18 protein-coding genes are annotated in these 13,508 nt (G+C 43.7%); 7 read left to right on the top strand and 11 right to left on the bottom strand.

All coding sequences use genetic code 11. The features are described from left to right. Window positions 1-91: 91 nt before the first annotated feature. The gene (locus ABTV69_RS18470; RefSeq protein ID WP_113678652.1) at window positions 92-337 is read left to right on the top strand and encodes a hypothetical protein; all 246 of its coding nucleotides are present in this window, start codon (window positions 92-94) and stop codon (window positions 335-337) included. Window positions 338-440: 103 nt separating this feature from the next. On the opposite strand, the gene ABTV69_RS18465 is transcribed toward ABTV69_RS18470, so the two are convergent. Beyond that, window positions 441-935 carry a PcfJ domain-containing protein gene (locus ABTV69_RS18465; RefSeq protein WP_433831391.1) on the bottom strand — a complete coding sequence of 165 codons (495 nt, stop codon included), beginning with the start codon at window positions 933-935 and terminating at the stop codon, window positions 441-443. Window positions 936-978: 43 nt separating this feature from the next. On the opposite strand from ABTV69_RS18465, the gene ABTV69_RS18460 reads away from it, so the two are divergent. Then, window positions 979-1,644 (top strand): IS6 family transposase, encoded by a 666-nt coding sequence (locus ABTV69_RS18460; RefSeq protein ID WP_433831389.1) that lies wholly within the window; start codon window positions 979-981, stop codon window positions 1,642-1,644. Window positions 1,645-1,877: 233 nt separating this feature from the next. Here the strand turns inward: ABTV69_RS18460 and ABTV69_RS18455 are convergent, their stop codons facing one another. The 3 genes from ABTV69_RS18455 to ABTV69_RS18445 form a co-directional block, all read right to left on the bottom strand. After that, window positions 1,878-2,330 (bottom strand): carboxymuconolactone decarboxylase family protein, encoded by a 453-nt coding sequence (locus ABTV69_RS18455; RefSeq protein ID WP_433831387.1) that lies wholly within the window; start codon window positions 2,328-2,330, stop codon window positions 1,878-1,880. Window positions 2,331-2,398: 68 nt separating this feature from the next. Continuing rightward, on the bottom strand, window positions 2,399-2,974 hold the full coding sequence (locus ABTV69_RS18450; protein WP_433831385.1) for a Crp/Fnr family transcriptional regulator: 576 nt from the start codon (window positions 2,972-2,974) through the stop codon (window positions 2,399-2,401). Between the two features lie 529 nt (window positions 2,975-3,503). After that, entirely contained in the window at window positions 3,504-4,124 is a 621-nt protein-coding gene (locus ABTV69_RS18445; protein WP_433831383.1) for an NAD(P)H-dependent oxidoreductase, read from the bottom strand. 115 nt (window positions 4,125-4,239) lie between these two features. On the opposite strand from ABTV69_RS18445, the gene ABTV69_RS18440 reads away from it, so the two are divergent. The 4 genes from ABTV69_RS18440 to ABTV69_RS18425 all read left to right on the top strand — a co-directional run bounded on the left by ABTV69_RS18440 (window position 4,240) and on the right by ABTV69_RS18425 (window position 6,209). Then, window positions 4,240-5,142, top strand: a complete 903-nt coding sequence (locus tag ABTV69_RS18440; protein WP_433831381.1) for a LysR family transcriptional regulator — start codon at window positions 4,240-4,242, stop codon at window positions 5,140-5,142. Window positions 5,143-5,271: 129 nt separating this feature from the next. Beyond that, window positions 5,272-5,760, top strand: a complete 489-nt coding sequence (locus tag ABTV69_RS18435) for an FAD binding domain-containing protein (protein ID WP_433831379.1) — start codon at window positions 5,272-5,274, stop codon at window positions 5,758-5,760. A gap of 2 nt (window positions 5,761-5,762) precedes the next feature. After that, window positions 5,763-5,936, top strand: a complete 174-nt coding sequence (locus tag ABTV69_RS18430; protein ID WP_433831377.1) for a molybdopterin cofactor-binding domain-containing protein — start codon at window positions 5,763-5,765, stop codon at window positions 5,934-5,936. A 12-nt stretch (window positions 5,937-5,948) separates the two neighbouring features. Beyond that, entirely contained in the window at window positions 5,949-6,209 is a 261-nt protein-coding gene (locus ABTV69_RS18425) for a hypothetical protein (protein ID WP_433831375.1), read from the top strand. Here the strand turns inward: ABTV69_RS18425 and ABTV69_RS18420 are convergent. After that, window positions 6,199-6,567, bottom strand: a complete 369-nt coding sequence (locus tag ABTV69_RS18420; protein WP_433831373.1) for a response regulator — start codon at window positions 6,565-6,567, stop codon at window positions 6,199-6,201. The genes ABTV69_RS18425 and ABTV69_RS18420 overlap by 11 nt on opposite strands. Window positions 6,568-6,637: 70 nt before the next feature. Beyond that, on the bottom strand, window positions 6,638-9,895 hold the full coding sequence (locus ABTV69_RS18415) for a PAS domain-containing sensor histidine kinase (protein WP_433831371.1): 3,258 nt from the start codon (window positions 9,893-9,895) through the stop codon (window positions 6,638-6,640). A gap of 386 nt (window positions 9,896-10,281) precedes the next feature. On the opposite strand from ABTV69_RS18415, the gene ABTV69_RS18410 reads away from it, so the two are divergent. Beyond that, complete coding sequence (locus ABTV69_RS18410) at window positions 10,282-10,530, top strand: hypothetical protein (RefSeq protein WP_160781414.1); 249 nt, start codon at window positions 10,282-10,284, stop codon at window positions 10,528-10,530. Between the two features lie 86 nt (window positions 10,531-10,616). Here the strand turns inward: ABTV69_RS18410 and ABTV69_RS18405 are convergent, their stop codons facing one another. The 5 genes from ABTV69_RS18405 to ABTV69_RS18385 all read right to left on the bottom strand — a co-directional run bounded on the left by ABTV69_RS18405 (window position 10,617) and on the right by ABTV69_RS18385 (window position 13,494). Then, window positions 10,617-10,811 (bottom strand): hypothetical protein, encoded by a 195-nt coding sequence (locus ABTV69_RS18405; protein WP_160781413.1) that lies wholly within the window; start codon window positions 10,809-10,811, stop codon window positions 10,617-10,619. 118 nt (window positions 10,812-10,929) lie between these two features. Then, window positions 10,930-11,244, bottom strand: coding sequence for a hypothetical protein (locus ABTV69_RS18400; RefSeq protein WP_433831369.1), 315 nt, complete (start codon window positions 11,242-11,244; stop codon window positions 10,930-10,932). 160 nt (window positions 11,245-11,404) lie between these two features. Next, the gene (locus tag ABTV69_RS18395; protein ID WP_433831367.1) at window positions 11,405-12,724 is read right to left on the bottom strand and encodes a PcfJ domain-containing protein; all 1,320 of its coding nucleotides are present in this window, start codon (window positions 12,722-12,724) and stop codon (window positions 11,405-11,407) included. Next, complete coding sequence (locus tag ABTV69_RS18390) at window positions 12,721-13,110, bottom strand: PcfK-like family protein (protein WP_433831365.1); 390 nt, start codon at window positions 13,108-13,110, stop codon at window positions 12,721-12,723. The genes ABTV69_RS18395 and ABTV69_RS18390 overlap by 4 nt, the downstream gene beginning before the upstream one ends. Before the next feature lie 24 nt (window positions 13,111-13,134). Next, the gene (locus ABTV69_RS18385; protein WP_433831363.1) at window positions 13,135-13,494 is read right to left on the bottom strand and encodes a DUF7222 domain-containing protein; all 360 of its coding nucleotides are present in this window, start codon (window positions 13,492-13,494) and stop codon (window positions 13,135-13,137) included. Window positions 13,495-13,508: the final 14 nt, after the last annotated feature.

Below are 13,508 nucleotides of genomic sequence, written 5' to 3'. Positions count from 1 at the left end.
CCATTTTTTTTGACGCATCAGCAGATCTGCCTACAATCAAAATCACTAAATTTGAATAGAATATGACATAAAAACCAACAGATCTTTCACAATGGAAAAAGCGATACAACTACAGGTGAGAAAAGATTTGGATGCCCGCCAGCAGCATACGATCCTTAGACTCAAAGGAAGCCTGATTTCAAAAGGATATACCGAGATCATCCATATCCTGGACCAGGACGAGGAGTTCCATATCAATACCTTTGAAACGGCCACCGATAAACGAAATGAAGTCCAGCAGTATATTGCGGCTTTCATAGATCAGGAAAACCTGGTGGATACCATCAGCATCAAATAATAATGGCATCTTGACAATACAGAGCCCGCCGGCAGTCAGGCCGGCGGGCTTTTGAGCATTGTTTTGCTGCATAAAAAAAGCCGATATTTATCGGCTTTGGTCTTTAAGGGACTATTTTCTTCTTCTTTTGCAGGCGCTCCTTAATCCTGTAAAGGTTTTGGGAAAGCAGGCTCAGAATCTGTTTGTGGTGTTTGGACGGCTTGTTCTTGAATCCCCTGCACTGCAGGATTTCCATACGGCTGAGAGAGATTTCTACGGTTTCCACGGACTGCTCTGCAACCTTAGCCGATAAGATAAGCGAATCTTTTTTCTCGTAGTATTCGTTCGTGAAGACACAATGTCCCAGATCGTCGCCCTCCTGCATGAAATCCCGAACGTTTTCAATGACCGAGATACACAATTCATCTTTTTGAAAAACGAGCCCGAAAAAGCGCTTTTTATCGCTTGCGTACCTTTTCTGCGCTTTTTCGATTTCAAGGCGCAGGTCATGGAGTTTTTTCTTTCTTATAAGCTCCCTTTTTTTCTGCACCAGATGGTCGTGCGCTTCAATAAGGTTTTCGGGACATACATACGAAGCACAGGAAAGGTTCTGTCGCATCTGGGAATAACTTTTATCTTTAGAATTTTAAACCGATCAAAAGATGAATACTAAAGGTCATTGTTATCCAAAATACATAATTCTTCAGGCAGTATATTTCAAGCTAAGATTTACACTTAGTTACCGTGATGTTGAAGAACTAATGAAGATTAGAGGAGTCATTGTGGATCATGCGACGATTCAGCGTTGGGTTTACAAGTTTGCACCTTTGCTTGAGGCAGAAATGAAGAAGAGAAAAGGCAGAGTGGGGGAGAGTTGGAGATTGGATGAGACCTACATCAAAGTAAAAGGTATTTGGTGTTATTTATATAGGGCAGTAGATAAATTAGGTAATACGGTTGATTTTCTTTTGACCAGAATAAGACAAAGAATGAGTGCGCAGTCATTTCTAATTAAAGCAATTAGTAATAACTACAGACCAAGAGTAGTAAACATTGATAAAAACGGTTCTAATACTGCCACTATCAAAGTCTATAACAAACGTTCATTCACACAGATTAAAATCCGGCAGTGTAAATATCTCAACAATATTGTCGAACAGGACCATCGATTTATAAAATGGAGGATACAAAATGGGTTAGGCTTTAAAAGTTTTGAATCGGCAAGACGAACATTGAGCGGAATTGAAGTTGTGCATATGCTGAGAAAGAATCAAATGGTTAGACCAGGGATAACTATGTTTAAATCATTCTGTAAATTGGCGGGCTAACTTTTAAATTACTTCAATTTTTATATTTGATTCTGACAGATGCGACAGAACCCGTTCGACTGAAGTTCGAAATTGATTTATTTCTATATTAAATAGTTTGCTAATTGGTTATCCTAAATGAGTTTTTCGTAAAAGCAATAAGCCCGAAACAAATCGGGCCTATCGTCTTCAAATTTAAATTGTAATTCTAAACTTTTGGATGCATCGTAATTAAACCAGTTTTTTTTGCAATGTTATGCAAGACTTTCTCCTATACGGAGATGGGTGCTGAGAACAACCCTGTTCCAAAGATTGATTGTAATTACGGCCGTTATTATATCTGCTATCTGGCTTTCGCTGAAATACTGCAAGGCCTTTGTATAGGTTTCATCCGTTAATCCATTCTCATGAATTAATGTTATTTCTTCAGTTACCGCGAGCACTGCTTTTTCCTCTTCTGTAAAAATGTCCCCAGCTTCCTTCCAGGCACTCAAGAGAAAAATGCGCTGGTTTGACTCGCCGTTTTTAACGGCGTCCTGAGTGTGGATGTTGATGCAGTAGGCACAGCCGTTAACCTGAGAGGCACGTATCTTTATGAGTTCTTTGGCTGTCTTGGATATGGAAATCTTTGAAAGGTAGCTTTCAAGGCCGATCATCGCTTTTAGTGCATCCGGAGCGGCCTGCTTAATGTTAAGTCGTTTTTGCATTGTATTATTATTTTTAAATTGTTCCATGCAAAATTGAACAATAAGGAAAGGAAAAAACTTAAACTGGTTTAAGAAAGAAGCCTTTTGCGTATTTCGCTCAAGTATTCGGGCGTAAATCCCAAATAGGAAGCTATCAGGTATTGGGGAACACGCTGGATGAATTCGGGGTGGTTTCTGACTGCCTGGAAATAAAACTCTTCCTTAGAGAAAGAGAAAAGAAATTTGATGCGTTTCTGTGCGGCTGCATAAGCCCTCTGGTAGACAAAACGGAAATAGCGCTCCATTACCGGAAATTCTTCCAGCAGCCTCTGCTGCTTCTCCAAAGTGATGTAAAGCAATGTTGATTTCTCTACTGCCTGAATATAAAATTCTGTCGCGAGCTGGTTCTCGTAGGCAAAATTATCAGTAAGCCACCAGGTCTCAATGGCAAATTCCGTGGTTTGTTCGGTACCTTTCTCGTTAATATAAAACTTTCTAAGCAGGCCGTCCAAAACAAAATAATGATGCCGGCAGATCTGCCCTTCCATTAGGAGGTTTTCTTTTTTACACGTTTCTTTTATGTCGAAAAATTTTTTGATCTGTTCAAAGTCATTGTCTGAGACCTGTGCGAACTTGGCTATATGGTTTTTGAGTATATTGGACATCTGGAGTAAATGACATATTGGTTTTGACTGTTTGGCCAGCTTTTTTAATCGGAATGGCGTCACTGGCAGTCTTTTAAGCAAATATAGGAATAATATGCTTAGTTATTTTCGAAATTAAAATTTTAAGTGTTTTTATTCCAGTGTTTTAAGCTAAGTCTGGAATTTAAGTCAATGATTTTGCGTCTAAATTTAAATTATTTTTTCATGAGAAATACAACAATTTTTTGTATCAGTCTAGCAGCAAGTTATAATTGGAAATATGAGAGCCGATAGAATTAGTGGTAATCAAATAATAATAGATTTTCAAATAGATGTCATTATTGATATTAATAGAAATTGAAAAGGATTTATGACAATATAAGACCATTTTCTATTGTGATTCTGGTGTTCGAATCCTGTTAAATTATCGGATGATAAATCAACTATTGTTTCTCACGTCAGTATATAAATACTCAAAATATACGTCTCGCACAATTTGCAAATTTAGGTGATTAACGATACTAACTAAGCGGGATGCTTAAACATTATATTAATTTGGAAACCATCTATCAATCAAAGTTTTTATTTCCAATTTCGCATTTTCAAGAATTGAATTTAATTGGTGTCTATTTTGGTCAACCCCAAAAGCTGAAATCTGTTCTGAAGAGATGCCCATAAAATCAAAATTTTGTTTTATTGTAGAGGAAGCAAATTCCTTGATGTTATCGGAATTATCATAATCGAATCCACTAACTACTATTGATAAAGCTTTTTTATCTTTACAAAGACCACTAAAGCCTGTTTCAGGGCTAAAAGAAAATGTCTTATCACTAACGACAATAGCATCTATCCAAGCCTTTACTGTTGCTGGCATTGTAAAATTGTAAATGGGAAAAGCCAATACAATATTATCAGCCGCAATAACTTCGTCTATAAGTTTATGATGATTAGATAGCGTTATGAGATCTGTTTCCGAAAAGTCTCTTTTACCCATATTCCATTCCATAATTAAATTCAAATTTTTCTCTAATAATAATTCTGGTGGGGTTTCAGCTAAATTTAAATGTATAATTTCTGTTTTTCCTTTTGCTAGTTTCACAAACTCATCAAATAAAATTTGGGTGTAAGAGCCTTTTCTGGGTGTATAGTTTATTACTAATGTTTTTGTCATTTTTTTAATTTTTTAAATAGTTTATTACGAATGTTTTGGTGTTATTTTTTACAAATATAGAGTCAATACATTGATAATTTTAATTATTTTTGTTTGCTTATTTATAATATATGTTATGATTAACTTAGAATGGCTGAGAACTTTCAGCGCTATATATGAATGTAATAATATAACAGAAGCTTCAAAAAAATTAAATATGACTCAACCTGGAGTCAGTAAACATTTATCTGCCCTGGAAAGCCATATTGGGAAAAAATTGTTTGAAAGGACTACTCGGAAATTAACGCCTACCCAATATGGAAAATTTTTATATTCGCAAATTAATAATCCATTAAGTGAATTAGAAAAAGTAGAATATTATTCAAGCCAAAGAACAAAAAAACAACGATCTGCAATAGCAATTGGTTGTACCACAGACTTTTTTAAGAAAGAACTAATACATCACATTTATACTTTTGAGATGTATATAGTGACCCAATTTGGAAATGAAGAAGAATTGATTGAAGCTCTTGAAATGGAAAAAATTCAATTATTGGTTGGAATAAAAAAACACGAAACTTACGACCATCAATTCATATACCTAAAGAATGAAGAGTTAGAATTAATTTGCTCCAATTCTATTGTTATTCCAGAGAATATTGAAAAAAATGATACCCAATTCAGCACTTGGCTGCAAAAGCAAACTTGGTTTACATATGACAATAACAAAAATGATATAAAAAAGTTCTGGGATTCTAGATTTAATACCAGTCCTAGAATAGTTCCAAGATACATTTTACCCTCTTATTTGGACATAATAGAAACTTTAAAAAATAATAATGGATTTAGTGTAGTTCCTAAACATTTATGTTATGAAGCGTTAGACAAAAATTTGATTAAAACACCAATTAAGCCTTATAAAATACTAGAGCAAAAACTATTTTATTCATTCAAGCTGAAGAATAACAAGTTGAAAGAGATTAACCTTTTTATAGAGAAGATGAATAATGCTGATTTACCCAATTCCTCCGAAATGTAGACAACGATAGTGCAGATTTGCAATCTGTGCCCGCAAAGAAAATCAGAATTATAGAAATAAAAAAGCTCCAGATTTCTCTGAAGCTTAAACTTGTAGGGGAAGCGTGATCCCGGTTTTTGCTGTTCAGCCTTGTGCGGTTATAACCGCATCCATGCCATTCTGGGACAGAGCAAGAACTGCATTGCCGTATTTCCCTCTGATATATGCGTGGTGCTGGCGGCACTTGACGCCACGGTCAACATCAGTGGACCTCACAGAGAAGGAAGGATCATGTTTTTGGAATTCCACAGGCTGCCGGGAGATATGCCCCATATCGACAACAGCCTGAAGCACGGGGAAATCATTACCTCGATCGACCTGCCCGCAAAAGGGTTTACAGAAAACTATTCCTTGCTCAGGGACATAAAGTTCGAAGAGGCAGCCTTTGCCAACGGATCGTTTATCTCCAATCACAATATGGAAGCCGGGATCAGCATCAGGGAAATCTTTGAAGGCATCGGCGAAAAGCAGATCAAGACGGCCAGCACTTCGATGCCCAATCCCTTGAAATTCGGCAGGAAGGCAAGGGCGGTGCACAGTGCCGTTTTTGTGGAAGTGCAGATGGGGACGAGCAGCTAGGCGTGATTGAGGTCACAAGGACCCTCAAAGCGGTTGCGGCAGGAACGATCGTCAATCCGAAGACAGCGGAAAGCCAGATCTTGGACGGCATGGTATGGGGAATCAGCAAGGCGCTGCATGAAGAAACGATCCTGGACCAAAAGCTGGGCAAATATATGAACACCAATCTGGCGTAATACCATATCCCGGTGCATGCCGACATCCACGACCTGAATGTGGTCTTTGTGGAGAAGCAGGATGATTTCATCGGCAATCTGGTGATAAAAGGGGTAGGAGAGATCGATGTGGTGGGAATGCCCCCGGCGATCGCAACGCTGTTTTCAATGCGACGGGAAAACGCCTCAATGACCTTCCGATCGGTTTTGGCAGGCTTTTATAAGCCCGCCGGGCATGTTTTAAAAAAAATGGAAGCCTCTGACCAAGGATTCCCGTTATCTGTTATGCCTTGAGGAATTTTTCCACCACAGCGTTCAGGTCTTTTCGAAGCAGCTCTATGGAATACTGCTTGGTCAGAAACTGCGATGCCTTGTTTTCGGCTGCAAATTTTTTGTCCATATCACTTGATGAAGTGCTGTAGATGATTACCGGAATATCCTGCAGTGACGTTTCTTTTTTGATCTGCTGCAGGAATGCGCGTCCATCCATAATGGGCATGTTCAGGTCCAGAAAAATTACATCGGGTTTTGCAAAATCTCCGGATTTTAACTTCGCGAAGGCGTCTGATCCGTTTTCGGCCTGCTGAAATGCAATCGACGGATGCTCCTGGCCGAGAATCTCCTGAAAAATCACGGTCGTCGGGATCATCATCAATTAAAAAAATGGTTTTCATACTGTAGCTTAAGGGATGTCAAATATACTATTTTTCCCCGCCGTTTTCTTACAATACGCCGTTTTTTTTATGCTGTATCGGCATAATGACAGTGAATGCCGTTCCGACCCCTTCCCGGGAGGCTGCAGTGATTTCCCCATTATGGTTCTGCATGATCTTGCGGCACATGGCAAGTCCTATGCCGGTGCCGGAGAACTGGTCATTTCCATGCAGGCGCTGGAAGATGTTGAATATCTGCTCGGCATGCTGCTGGGAGAAGCCGATCCCATTATCGCGCACTTCTATTTTTATGTACTTCAGTTCCAGGTTCAGGGCATGGAGCCTTTTTTCGGATTCGGGCATCGGCAGCGCTGTAATGCTGATCCGCGGAATGGTGTCAGGTTTGGTGTATTTCAGGGCATTGGAGAGAAGATTTCCGAAAAGCTGCGACATCTGAAGCGGGATGGCTTCTACAATAGGAAGCTGCCCGATCTGCATCACGGCATTTTTCTGCTCGATGATCAGGTCAAAATCTATTAGAATATCGGCGACCACATCATTGAGGTCCACCGGTTCGAAGTGCTGTGCTATATTGGCCAGTTTGGAGAACTGCAGCACATCCTTGATCAGGTTTTCCATCCTTCGGGATGAAGACAGGATCTTGTCAATGTAAAACTGCACTTTTTCAGGATTTTTGTCCAGATTGCTTTTCAACATATCGGTAAATACGCTGATTTTTCGGATAGGCTCCTGCAGGTCATGGGAGGCTATGTAGGCAAACTGGGATAGTTCCCTGTTATTGGCTTCCAGCTCTGCATTTTTGGAGGAAAGCTCGGCGGTCTGTTCTTTCACCTTGAAGGCCAGTTCCTGCTGGAGTTCCCTTTCTTTGGTCACATCCTGCGCCGTGCCGCTGAGCGAGGATACAAGTCGGTCCTTGCCGAACTGCACCTGTGCGTTGGCGTGGATGGTGCGGTGCTGTCCAGTTGTTTTATTGGCAATCTCAAATTCGTAGTCATAAAAATGCTCAGCAGAGCCGCTGAGTGCCTCCTGAAGAGCTTGGGCGACCTTCTGCCTGTAGGGCTCGCTGATGCGATCCAGAAACTCTTCACGGTCCGCCGTATGGTTTTCCAGTCCGAGCCACTCCTTAAAACGCTCGGAGCAGGTTATGGTGTTATTCTGGGCGTCGAGGGTCCAGGTCGAAAGCTCTGCCAGTTCTATGGCGCCGCTGAGCGCCATTCGGGCCTCTTCGAGTTTTTTGGTGGCAATCACCTGATCGGTCACATCGACGGCGATATCCATGATGCCGTAGATTTCCCCTTTGGAATCGCGGATGGGGGTATAGGTAAACTCAAAATAATAGGTGCTGACCCTGCCGTTGACCTTCAGGTCTGCCGGCATGGCGTGCCCGTAATAGGTTTCCCCTGTAAGGTAGACCTGCTGCAGAATGTCCATAAAGGGCTGTCCCTTGAGTTCGGGAACGGCTTCTTCCATGGGAAGCCCGACGGCAGATCGGTCCTTGCCCCAATAGCCGATCATGATATCATTGGCGATCTCGATTTTCATGTCCGCTCCGGTGAACAGGCAGATCCCGACAGGGGACTGCTCGATCATGGAAGTGACTTTGTGCTGGCTCTCGATTACCGCCTGCCTTGTGGAGATGATTTCGTCCATATCCATGCAGAAGCCGGCGTAGCCTGCATAATGTCCGTCGACATCGTAGAAAGGATCGCCTGCGGCACGGCACCAGACGAGTTCGCCCGTGTTTTTTCTTGCCCTGAAAAGCACATCAAAATGCGTTTTTTCGGCAAGGGCCTTTATATATGTTTCTTTTGTCCTGCTGTAGTCCTCTTCTGCGATGACCCAGGTCCATCTGCCTGCCAGCAGCTCTTCATAGGGAAGTCCCGTAAAGTCGATCAGGGTCTTATTGAAATAGGTCATCATCCCTTCTGCATTGGAAAGCCATAGTCCGGTAGGGGAACTGTCGGTGACGTTCCTGAAATGGCGGTCAGCTTCGCGCTTGGTCTTCTCAAGCCTTGATTCGGCCTGCTGGAGTGCCAGACGGCTGTTTTCCTTCTCGGTGATATCGGCAACGGTACCGGAAAAAGCCGCCGTCTTGCCTTCGGAGTTTATGATGCGTGCTGCCGATACGGCAATTCGGTGTACGCTTCCGTCGTCCCAGACCACCCTTGGGGCGTAATAAAAAGTGCCGTTTTCCATACCGCTTTCAATGGCACTGCCCCTTAGGTGCAGGTCGTCGGGATGCACGTATTTCAGAAATTCCTTCCTGCTGAGCCCGGGCTTGAAGCTGCCGCAGAGTATCCTGCTGAACTCAGGGGAATACTCAAGGGTATTGGCCCCGTAATCCACGCTGAACAGGCCGAGGCCCATACTCTGTATGGTAAGGTCGGTCAGCTGTCTTGATTTATGCAGTTCCTCGGCGGCTTTCTTGTGCTGGGTCACATCCTGCACGGTGCCGTTAAAGCGGTAGGCTTCCTTATTGCTGTCAAACCATGCTTTTCCAAGGGCGTGCACTATTCGAGGCTGCCTGGTCTTGGGATGTATGATGGTATATTCGATGTCATATCTGCCGCCTGAATCATACTGCAGTGCGGTATTGATGGAGTCGGTGACGCGCTGGCGGTCTTTCTCGGCGATAGCCTGCAGTGCGCTGCCCAGTTTTATCTCCTCATTTTTTTTAAGCCCGAACCATTCCTTAAGCCTTGCATTGGCGGAGAAACGCTGTGTTTTGGGGTCAAGGTCATAAGTCCCGAATTCAGCCGCATTGATGGCAAATTCGAGTTCGTCCCTGTTCTGTTTGAGCTGGATGCCGCTGTTTACCTTGTCGGTGGTTTCGTTGCAGACCACCAAAACCCCTTTGATCTGCCGGTCATCGTCCCTGATGGGGCTGTAGCTGAAAGTCCAGTATACGTCTTCCATTCTTCCGTTTCTGAGAATCGGAAGCAGCAGGTCGTCGTACCATACGCTTTCCCCGGTGGTGAGCACCCTGTTTATAAGGGGAAAGATAAAGTCCCAGATTTCAGGCCAGCAGTCTGCGCCTTTCTGGCCCATGGCTTTGGGATGCTTTCCCTGGCTGCCGAAACTCGGACGGTAGGCGTCGTTATAGAACTGGATAAGGTCTTCGCCCCACCAGAGGAACATCGGGAATTTTGAAGATACGATGGTGGCGATGGTATTTTTGAGGTTCTCCGGCCAGTTTTCCGCAGCGCCCAATGAATGGCTTTTCCAGTCAATATTTCTGATAAGCTCGGCGGATTCTCCTCCGTTCTGAAGGAAATAATAGTCTGGATTGGCAAGGTCTTGGCTCAAGTCTTTAATTTTAGGCAGGGAGTGCGCAGGGCAGCAGCCTTAGGTTTTCTGTAAAAGTAAGCAAATTATTTTTCCGATGTGTTTTCATGGAAAAGCAGGTCTTCCGCCTGTCCGGACTCTTCCCCGAGCCCTTCCGCTGCATAGCAGTTTTTTTCGTATTCCATAGTTTGTAATTTTTAAGATCAGGCGGACGTCTGGCTCCGGCGCATATGCTGGGGTTAAAAGTAGCTTTCTCAAGTTTTTGTATTTTATACAATTACCATCGGTTGTTTTAAAATTTACATCTTCAGCTTCGCGTTTTTTTAACACGGCAGTAAACTGCACATCCAGTTTGATTGCTTATATTTGATTAGGGAATGAACGGAACAACAAACAGATCTTTCACAATGGAAAAAGCGATACAACTACAGGTGAGAAAAGATTTGGATGCCAGAGAGCAGCACACGATCTTAAAACTCAAGGGAAGCCTGATCTCAAAGGGCTTCACGGAAATCATCCACATCCTTGACAAGGATGAGCAGTACCATATCAACTACTTTGAGGCCCAGGCTGGCAGGGGCAGTGAGGTGCGGGACTACATCAGGGCATTTATCACGGATGAAGACCTGGTCGATGCCGCCGAAATGCTGTCTTAAAAGCTATTGATGCAGAAGGGAATCCTGCATTTTTTTAGTGCTAAAATGGCAGCTTAAGGCATTGGGGGCGCAATTGGCATTTTCCTTTAGTGCGGGGCTTCTTTTTTCGGTGGATTTTCAGTACCGGCGCCAGGCGCATCAGTCTGCGGATCGTCCCAGGAATCCCAGTCGCCGTTATAGGTCTTAATAAAAATCAGTTCATTGTTCTCTCCATGGAACATCCTGCATCTTGACGCCGGGCAGTTTCGTGCTGCCCTGGTGCGATCGTTTTCATCTTTCATGGCCTGTCTGTTTTGCAATATCCAAATATACATCATAGGAACTGTGGCCGCTTACCGATAATGCGGGTTTTATTGCTTAATTCACATGTGATGGTTTTTCGCAGTATTGCAAAAAATGTTATAAATGTCCGGAGACACTGCTGTAGATAAATTCCTGAAGCTGCCTGTCAATCAGTGGATCTATAGTAGAAGAAGTGGCATTTTTACCGTAGAAGCGGATGCGTTTCGCGGCTGTAAAATCGCTGAGCGCCGAAAGGGCATCGGCAAAACCAGTCCGGAGCGATTCCCAGCAGAGTTTCTCTGCCGAGGTGAGGTCCTCGAGCCTGAGGATGTATTGAGGGCTGCCGGCATCCGAACCGCTCTGGCGGATGGTCAGTTCAAAATCATTGTCATGGTCATGCAGTGAGCCGGTCAGAAAGTAGGACAGCATCATAATTCCAGTTTATAGTGAGACTATTTTAACAGCCTGCCAAGATAGCCCAAAACCAAATGAAGGCTGTTATATCAGGGCTTCTTAAAATTTACAGGATTCAGACGGGAAATGATGCCTTACAGTGTCTGAGCGCCGAAAAAAAAGCCGGCATAGTGCCGGCTCAAGCCAATTCTTTTTTTGTTTTCTTTTTCTTTTTCTTCATCCTTTCCCTTATCTGGTGCAGGTTCTCGGAAATAAGGCGCAGGATGTCTCTGTGATGCCTGGAGGGTTTGTTCTTCATTCCCCTGCACTGCAATACTTCCATACGGCTCAGGGAGATTTCGATGGTTTCGAGGGATTCCCCGCCCATTTTAGCCGAGAGTATCAGCGAATCCTTTCTATCATAATACTCGTTGGTGAACACGCAGTGGTGCAGGTCGTCGCCCTCCGTCATAAAATCCCTGACGTTTTCGATTACGGAAATGCTCAAGTCTTTTTCCGTAAAGAGCAGACCAAAGAATCGTTTCTTGTCGCTTGCGTATCTTTTCTGCGCCTTTTCGATTTCAAGGCGCAGGTCTTGGAGCTTCTTCTTTCTGAACAGTTCCCTTTTCTTTTTCACGAAATGGTCGTGCGCTTCGTGCAGATTATCAGGACATACGTACAGGGCGCATGAAAGGTCTTTATTGAAATAGCGCAACAGCTCCAAGTAATCCTCCCATATCTGAACATCAGAAATTTTATAGCCGTTTCGGATGACGGTTTTGACCGCCTGCCAGTTTCGGCGGATGTTCTGCCGTGATGCGCAGAGATAATACTGCAAAAGGTTCAGCTGACGGGATTTCAAAAGGGTCTCGGATATGGGGTCGGACAGAAGCGATGCAAAGAGCAGGTGGGGCGCAATGTCATAGACCGAGGTCTTGAAGCCGTTGCGTTTTAAAATCGGAAGCGTTTTCATCTGCGGATAAACCTTGAAAGGATTGATATAGTATTTGGCATTTCGGATGAAATCCTTTGGCTTTATTTCAAGCAGGGAATAGAATTTCCATGCATCAAGGGTGGAGGAAAACACGTTGGTTGAGAGCGCAAGGGTGCGCACTTCGCCTTTGGAATTTATCCAATGCTGCATGACCTCTTTGTGGAAATAGGTCGGCGTGAAATTCTTTTTCATGTGCTTGTGCGCAATGACCATACGCACTACCTGAAACCCCGCACAGGTTTCCACTACGGCAAAGTATTCGGTTTCCTTGAAATGCACCTGATTGTAGGGCATCATTTTGAGCTTTCCTGCGCAGGCAGGACAGGTGGTGAACTTGGCGCAGGTATCTGCACAAGAGGGTTTCCATACGTGGGCGCATTCCAAACAGCAAAATTTGGAGCGTGACAATACGCCCCATTTGAGAAAGATATTCTGCTCCGCCCACAGAAATATCTCTTCTCTAATGGGTGCAAGTGAGGCGCTCAGCGCCGTCAACTGCTTTTCGATGATGGTTTTGGGTATCATAGGTCAAAGAGTGTCAGGGCGGTCTGCACCGCAGGTTTTACGTCTTTCTTTATTGTTGGAACAGGCTCGGTTCTCATAGGCACAGCAGGGACTGCAGGCTGTGAGAACAGGTCGGCGGGCGCAGGGGTCTGCACCACGGCTCTGCACGCAATCGGGGCGGGCGTGCCGATGGAATCATCGGTGTAGTATCTGACTGCCATGTCGAAGATTTCCTGATTGTCAAAGGCGCACAAGCCTGTTTTTTTGACCTCGCCGAAAATATAGTGCATACAGCTCTCCAAATTCTTGGAAGCTTTGGCGTAGTGTGGCGCAAAGGCGTCATCGCCCTGCGCCAAAGTGCTGAGATAATTCTCTATGGCTTTTCTAAAATTTTCAGAAGCTTTCATAAGAAGAGATTTAAGATTAAAAATTCACTCAAAGAGCCTTGAATACAGGTCATAGCAGTATTCCTCAAAGCAGAGCCAGCATACAAAAGTGTAATGCAGGGTCTGAAAACGGTTTTCTATAGGTTCGCCTATAGCTTCCTCGAGTTCGGTGCGGATATTTTCAAGGTCATCGATAAACTCGATGTAAAATGTCCTGCAGTCATCGTGGTAGATGAATTCGGATATCATCCCGCTGATGCAACCGCCCCTCTGCAGGTCAAGGAAAAAGGATTTCAGCTGTGCCCTGCGCTTGCCGTCATAGGAAGTGATGCTTCGCAGGATAATCTGATTAAAGGCACCGCTTACACGGTACTGGGAATAAGAAGATTTTTGTAAGGCTTTCATAATGCAGTATTTAG

It is taken from the genome of Flavobacterium anhuiense (assembly GCF_050990855.1).
GTDB lineage: Bacteria > Bacteroidota > Bacteroidia > Flavobacteriales > Flavobacteriaceae > Flavobacterium > Flavobacterium anhuiense_C.
The sequence above is the reverse complement of the archived record's forward strand: the minus strand, read 5'-3'. Positions and strand labels throughout refer to the sequence as shown.